Annotated in this window: 1 protein-coding gene; it reads left to right on the top strand. The window is 57.7% G+C overall.

What is annotated here, in order from left to right:
• Positions 1 to 4: 4 nt before the first annotated feature.
• Positions 5 to 1689: GMC family oxidoreductase N-terminal domain-containing protein (locus EN884_RS35055; protein ID WP_063169348.1), on the top strand; the 1685-nt coding region annotated here is incomplete at its 3' end.

Genomic DNA, 1689 nt, shown 5'->3' with positions numbered 1-1689 from the left:
TTGCGTGGTTTTCGATTATATCGTCGTGGGTGGTGGCTCCTCTGGATGCGTGATGGCGAGCAGGCTCTCCGCCTATGGCGCTCGCGTGCTGCTCATTGAAGCTGGCCCTGATACGCCGCCGAATGCCATTCCTGACGACATCCAGGATGGCGACCCAACGCGTGCTTACCTTAATCCCGGTTATCGATGGCAGTCACTCCACGCGACAACGGTGCGAGGTGGCCGCAAGCCTGTCCATTACGAACAGGCGCGCGTCATGGGTGGCGGCTCCAGCATCAATGCCCAAGTCGCCAACCGCGGCGGGCCCGGAGATTACGATGAGTGGGCCTCAAGCGGTGCAACGGGCTGGGGTTGGGAAGACGTGCTGCCCTACTTCCGTCGTCTAGAATGCGATTTGGATTTCGGCGGGGAATTTCATGGCACGAACGGCCCCTTGCCAATCAAACGTGTGCGCCAATCAGACTGGTCGGGCTTCATCCGGGCAATCTCCGATGCTTACGATGCTTTGGGGCTTCATTTCAGGCCAGACTTCAATGGTGCATTCGGTGATGGCTATTCAGTTGTCCCATTGACCAACCGCAATGGTCATCGGGTCTCCTCCGCGATGGCGTACTTACCCGAAACCGTCCGCTCTCGCCGCAATCTAACGATTTTATCCGAAACGACAGTTGCGCGGCTGACCTTTTTGGGAACAACGGTAACGGGGGTCGAGACGGAGAACAAATCGGGCGTGCAATCGTATAGCGCTTCTTGCGTTATCCTGTGCGCAGGAGCACTCCATTCACCCGCCATATTGATGCGCTCCGGGATCGGCCCCGCGAAGGAATTAGTACAATTCGGAATCCCTATCGTTGCAGATTTGAAAGGTGTGGGCCAGAATCTTCAGGAACACCCCACGATTTGCGTTTCGGCCTATTTGAAGCCGGCCGATCGCTTGTCACCCGGCGTGAGCGAATATATTCAGATGCACGCCCGCTACTCGTCGGGTTACGAAGGCTGCCCGTCGACCGATATGGCAATATCGACTGTTGCCAAATCATCCTGGCACCCGCTGGGGAGGCGCCTCGGCACTCTCGCCGTGTGGGTCAATCGCAGCTACTCGACGGGAACTGTGGCGCTCAAGGGTAGTTCGCATAAAATAGAGCCGGAGGTCGATTTCAACTGGTTGAGCGACAAGCGGGACGCCGAGCGCCTCAAGCAGGGCTTTCGCTTCATAGTCCGCCTGCTGCAGCAAGATTCGCTGTCCTCTGTGGCGCTGGACCCGTTTCCGTCAGCGTTGAATGCGCGAGCGAAGCTGGTGAGCAAGGTCACAAGCACAAACTATGCACTCACGTCATTTCTGGCGCTGCTCATGGACGCGTCGCCGCGGCTGCGCCGTGGGCTGATTAGGCGCGTCATAACGGATGGGGATAGCATTTCCGATCTCGTCAACGACGAGAAACATCTGGATCGGTATATTCGCCAGAACGTCATCCCAAGTTGGCATCCGACGTCGACCTGCAGGATGGGGGCAGCCGCGGATCCTGGCGCTGTGACCGATCCGTCGGGACGCGTTCATGGTATTTTGGGTTTGAGGATCGCCGACGCTTCCGTCATGCCATTTTGCCCTCGGGCGAACACAAACATTCCGACGATTATGGTGGCTGAGAAATTGGCCGACACAACCTTGAGAGACGGCAGACGGAGCTA

The sequence above is a fragment of the Mesorhizobium sp. M7A.F.Ca.AU.001.01.1.1 genome (assembly GCF_004022735.1).
Taxonomy (GTDB): domain Bacteria; phylum Pseudomonadota; class Alphaproteobacteria; order Rhizobiales; family Rhizobiaceae; genus Mesorhizobium; species Mesorhizobium ciceri.
Note: the sequence above shows the minus strand (reverse complement) of the source record. Positions and strands in the feature narration are given on the sequence as shown.